At 37.3% G+C, this 5563-nt stretch carries 3 protein-coding genes; 2 read left to right on the top strand and 1 reads right to left on the bottom strand.

Annotated features, from left to right (window positions below; genetic code table 11):
* Positions 1-41: 41 nt before the first annotated feature.
* The gene (locus ACOVQ4_RS02355; RefSeq protein WP_421819059.1) at positions 42-2369 is read right to left on the bottom strand and encodes a TonB-dependent receptor; all 2328 of its coding nucleotides are present in this window, start codon (positions 2367-2369) and stop codon (positions 42-44) included.
* 378 nt (positions 2370-2747) lie between these two features.
* On the opposite strand from ACOVQ4_RS02355, the gene ACOVQ4_RS02360 reads away from it, so the two are divergent.
* Positions 2748-3260, top strand: a complete 513-nt coding sequence (locus ACOVQ4_RS02360) for an RNA polymerase sigma factor (RefSeq protein WP_421819060.1) — start codon at positions 2748-2750, stop codon at positions 3258-3260.
* An 831-nt stretch (positions 3261-4091) separates the two neighbouring features.
* A complete protein-coding gene (locus tag ACOVQ4_RS02365) occupies positions 4092-5561 on the top strand; it encodes a phytoene desaturase family protein (protein ID WP_421819061.1) in 1470 nt (489 codons plus the stop codon).
* Positions 5562-5563: the final 2 nt, after the last annotated feature.

The following is a 5563-nucleotide window of genomic DNA, read 5'->3' on the forward strand; positions in this document are numbered from 1 at the left end:
CCTAACCCCTAACCCCTAACCCCTAACCCCTAACCCCTATTTTAAAATCTATACTGCACTCTCAACGAAATATTTCTTCCCATTTCGTCTGTAAAATATCTGAAGCGATTCATGTAGTCACGATAAGATTTGTTGAGCAGATTGCTTATGCCCAAACCAAAGGTGAAGCTTTTATAAGGGTACGAAGCATTCATACTCCATAAACTGTATCCTGAAGGAGGTGCCAAGAAATCGCTATTAGCCTCTACTCGTGTTTGGCGAGCTACTAATAGGTTGGTTAAGCTCACATAAGCCTGATTTTTGCCAAAAGTATAGCGTAGACTACTCTCCAAACGGTCGGCAGGAATATTGACCATATAAACATTGTTGCGAGTATCTTTGGCTCTGACCATCGAGTATTTTTCGGTAATCGTAAAGTGCTTTGAAATCAAATATTTTAGGGATGCGTCTACACCTGCAAATCGTGCATCTACTTGTGTATAGTCAAAGGCAGGAAAAGCGCCTCTTACAGATAACACCGTTTGAATCTCCCCATTTTCTACACGAGGCTTTAGGTAAATAAAATCGTTGATTAAGTTCAAATAAGGACTAATTTCCCATGCCCATTTACTACCAGAGTATTCGGCTGTGACCGAAAAATTATTTGCTACCTCGGGTTGCAGATTGATATTCCCTTTTTCGTAGGCTGCTGCACCGTGGTGTACACCATTTGAGAAGAGTTCATTCATATTGGGTGCACGCCAAGCAATAGCAGCATTTCCTTTGAAGGATAATGATTCTGTGGTATTCCATACAAAACCAATGGTCGAGGAGGCATTATTAAAAGTAAACGAATAGTTGAATAGTTTGCTCGAAGCATCTAATCCATAAGCATCCGAAGAACGAATATCGTAACGTACGCCACCTTCTACTTCCCAGCGATTTTTTACCCAACGTTCAATCAAAAAGATTCCTCCACTTTTTGTTTGATAGTTTGGAATTAATACGGTGTTGATAAGTGGCTTGGTGAGTTCGTATGAAGAAGAAAGGTTTTCTTGATACATACCGCTTGCCCCAATTGTACCACTCAAAGTACCCCAAAGTGGTTTGTGGTCAAGCAATAACTCGGCTTGGTAGGTTGTGAGTTTGAAATTAAGGGTGTTTAGGGTGCGGTTACCTCTTGGCACATCATATTCCAAACGCCAATCATATTGGCGAGAAAGAGTCAACTGCCATTTTCCAAGATTTTCACTTACTAAAAAAGACTTTACTTTAAGCAAATTGTGCGCCAAATCTTGATTGGGGCGATTGATGGTATAGCTCGCCGAAGATGGTGTATAGTCACTACTGGGGCGAGAACTATTAATGGCGGTGAGTAAGTCTGTAATATTGCCAATATGCGAACCCGAAAAAATACCTAGTTGAGTGTCAAAGTAGCTAAAATAGGCTTCTGCGCCCCAGTGAGCGGTATTGTAACCAATGGTTGCCGAAAAATTTCGTTCTTGGATACCCGTATTGGCTAGGTAATAATCGGCAGTTTTGATGTCAGCTCCTCTTTTGTAAGTGCCTTGCAAACGCCAAGCCCAGCCTTTTTTCTTGGGAAAACCTCCCTCGATAATTCCAGAGATGATTCCTTGCTGACCGTTCGAAAAGCCTACCAAATTAGCTTCACCATGAATTGCCGACGAATCGGGTAGGGGATTGGGTTCTACCATAATGACTCCAGCAATGGCATCAGAGCCATAGCGAACACCCGCAGCGCCTTTAATCACGGTAAGTTTTTGTGCCATAAATGGGTCAATTTCTGGTGCATGCTCGCTACCCCATTGTTGCCCTTCCTGACGAATACCATTATTGAGAATCAAAACCCTATTTGAGTGCATACCGTGAATTACGGGTTTGGCAATGCTGCTGCCTGTTTGGAGTGTGGTTACGCCTGTGGCAGCTTTGAGCGCTTCCCCAAGACTTTGTCCACGAGTTTCAGCAAGGTCGCTACCTTCTATTACCGACTTGGCTTTGGTCTGATGTTCTGTTTTTTTTCCTGAAACTACTACCTCTTGCAAATGTTCATCATCATTGGCAAGGGTGAGCTCTTCTGAATGCTCCTTGGTAAGGTTGATAGGTACTTCAATCTTTTGAAAGCCCACTGCTTGGCATACAAGTGTATAGGCACCTTGACAAAGTTTCGGAAATTGATATTCTCCTTTAGCATCAGTGAATACGGCATATTTAGTTCCTTTCAAATATACCACCGCTCCTGGAATAGGATTGTGTGCATTGGTTTCGTGTACGACACCTCTGAGTGTACAATTACAAGTAGATTGATTTTGTGCAAAAATGTTCAACCCAAAGCTGAGTAATATCGTAAGTATAAAAAAAAGTTTTTTCACGTTTGTCGATCATATTGTTGGTAAACAAAGTTACTAATTGTTATTGTATAATTGCAACTTTGTTGCAATTATACAGGTTTTTGAATTTGGACAATTTTAAGATGGTTCTATTTTTTTTGTTTAACTTTTTACCTATAAAGACTTAAACAAAACGGCTTGTTTAATGAAATTTGCCTAATGTTAAACTTTTTTTAGTGCTTTGGAACTTTTTTGATTTCTTCTGAAACTTGTGATTTTCTGATAAATGCTTGATTTTTGGCTTATTGTGGGCAAAAATTAATAAAATTCTAATGTAAAATTTATTCCAAAAAGTTTTGAAGTTTGTTTAATGTTAGACTATATTTGTTAAACAAATCAACAAATAAACTCAAATAGAATATGACTGCTGTTGAATTTTCATTCCACATAGGTAGAGTTTCAAAATCATTGAAACCATTCGCCATGAAGTTGACAAGAGATTATGAAGATGCAAATGATTTGTTACAAGACACTTTGTTGAAGGCATTTACCAACAGAGATAAATACACTGAAGGGACCAATCTGAAGGCGTGGTTATATACCATTATGAAAAATACTTTTATTACGAATTATCAAAAAATGGTTCGTAAAAATACCTTCATTGATACTTCCGACAACTTGCATTATATCAATTCTTTGGAGTCAAGTACTGATAACAGTGCAGCTAGTACTTTTGCACTCAATGACATCGAAAATGCCGTTAAATCGTTAGATGAGGCCTATCGTATGCCTTTTGTAATGTATTTTAGAGGCTTCAAATACCATGAAATCGCAGACAAACTAAATATCCCAATAGGTACAGTAAAGAATCGTATTCATATAGCCAGAAAGGAATTAAAAGATAAGCTACACATGTATGCTTATTGGAATTAAGGCTTAAACATTGTAACTTGGTGCCTAAAATTAATTAGGACAGGTCGTTCTATCTGGAGTTACACTTCATCAACACCAAAAGTATTGACTCCAAAAACGACAATTGTGAAATAATTGATTAGTTTTTTGGTTAACAGAAGAAAGTTGCAAAGGGTCGAGCGCTTGCTCGACTTTTTTGTTTTTGTTTAATTTTTAAAAACTAAATGTTTTACAAAACATTCTTTAGGCTTCTCGGTTTATTACAGTATTAGACTTCGATTTTATTTTTTTTAAATACCATTTTTTTAGTAGCAATTTAGAAATACATCCCAATTCCGTTGTAGATTTAGATGAACAAAGAGGGAGTAAGCATAGATTGACAATATTTAGGAAATCACAATACGGTTTTTCTATTTCTTGGACAATATCCACTGGAAAGTTTTTGAAAATGGTACTAAGTAAAATTTATTGGGACATAGTATGTGATGATGGTAGATTCCCAACTCATCACTTACGTCTTATAATTTTGTATCTCAATTAGTAATAGGAAAGATTAAATCAATAGAATATCTGAGGCAAAATTTGACCATAACCTTTGGATTATGGATACCTTCAAATAACCAATTGTTAGCTAATAACGTTTTCCTACTTAATTACTAAGTACTCGGCCTTAGGCAAGAGGTCTTTATAATTTTATAAAACACCTTTTTTTCTTTAGCTTACTGCCTAAAGCCTATTATCTAAAAGCTTAAATTTTTTTGCGCACTAACTTAAAAACTTTAATTACCTAAAAGTATCTATCTCAAAACCACAAAAGAAATAACAGATTTGGATACTTAAACAAAACTATACATGAAAAAAGTAATTGTAATTGGAGCGGGATTTTCGGGTTTGGCAGCGGCAACTGGCTTGGCTGATAAAGGTTATGATGTTACGATTCTAGAGAAAAATAGCATGGCAGGTGGTCGTGCAAGAGTGTTTGAGGCAGAGGGTTTTACATTTGATATGGGGCCAAGTTGGTATTGGATGCCAGATATTTTTGATAACTATTTTGCCAAATTCAATAAAAAAACTTCTGATTATTATGACTTAGTGCGTCTTGATCCGTCGTACGCTGTGATATTGGAAGGAAATGAAACTATTGCCTTGCCTGCTGGGGTAGACAAGCTCGAAGCGCTTTTTGAGGAAATGGAGGCTGGTAGTGGAGCAAAATTTAGAGAATTTCTTCGACAAGCCGAATATAAATATGATGTAGGTATCAATAAGTTTGTTTGGAAACCTTCTCGTAGTATTTCAGAGTTTTTAAGCTTAAAGTTATTATATGATGTAGTTCGCTTAGATGTGTTTCAGTCTTTTGCCAAGCATATCCGTAAGTTTTTTACAGATGATAAAATATTGAAGCTTATGGAGTTCCCTATTTTGTTTTTGGGAGCTACGCCCGAAAACACTCCAGCCATGTATAGCTTGATGAACTACGCCGAAATGCAGCTAGGCACGTGGTATCCGATGGGGGGAATGCATAAAATTGTACAAGGCATGGTGGCACTAGCGGAAGAAAAAGGCGTAAAAATTCTTTATAATCAGGAAGTACAAAAAGTAATAGTAAACAATAGTATAGCCAAACAAGTTATTACTAATCAAGGTACTTTTGATACTGATGCAGTAGTTGCAAGTGCTGATTATCATCATGTTGAGGATAAAATTTTGGGGCAATCTTACCGTAATTATGATGAACAATACTGGGACAAGCGAGTGATGGCTCCTTCGTCACTACTGTTCTATTTGGGGGTGAATAAACGTATTCCTAAACTTTTGCATCATAATTTGTTTTTTGATGAAGATTTCAGTCTTCATGCCCACGAAATTTATACTGAACCAAAATGGCCTTCCAAACCATTATTTTATGCATCGGCGCCATCAGTAACAGATAGTAGTGTAGCGCCCGAAGGTTGTGAGAATATCTTTTTGTTGATTCCTGTAGCGCCAGATTTGGAAGATACGGAGGAAATGAGAGAAAAATACTACAATGTTTTGATGGAACGCCTTGAAAAATATTGTGGAACCTCGATTCGCGATGCTGTGGTATACAAAAGAAGCTACGCTCATCGTGATTTTAAACAAGATTATCATGCTTTCAAAGGTAATGCGTATGGTTTGGCAAACACACTTATGCAAACGGCTATTCTGAAGCCAACGTTGAAAAGCAAGAAAATACAAAATTTTTACTACACTGGTCAGCTTACAGTGCCAGGCCCTGGAGTTCCTCCTTCTTTGATTTCGGGCTTATTAGTAGCTAGTGAATTGGATAAAGAAATGAGATAAAA

The organism is Flectobacillus sp. (assembly GCF_049240685.1).
Taxonomy (GTDB): domain Bacteria; phylum Bacteroidota; class Bacteroidia; order Cytophagales; family Spirosomataceae; genus Flectobacillus.

Coding starts and splice junctions, on each gene's coding strand:
- ACOVQ4_RS02360 (WP_421819060.1), top strand. CDS start 2,748: ATGACTGCTGTTGAATTTTCATTCCACATAGGTAGAGTTTCAAAATCA.
- ACOVQ4_RS02365 (WP_421819061.1), top strand. CDS start 4,092: ATGAAAAAAGTAATTGTAATTGGAGCGGGATTTTCGGGTTTGGCAGCG.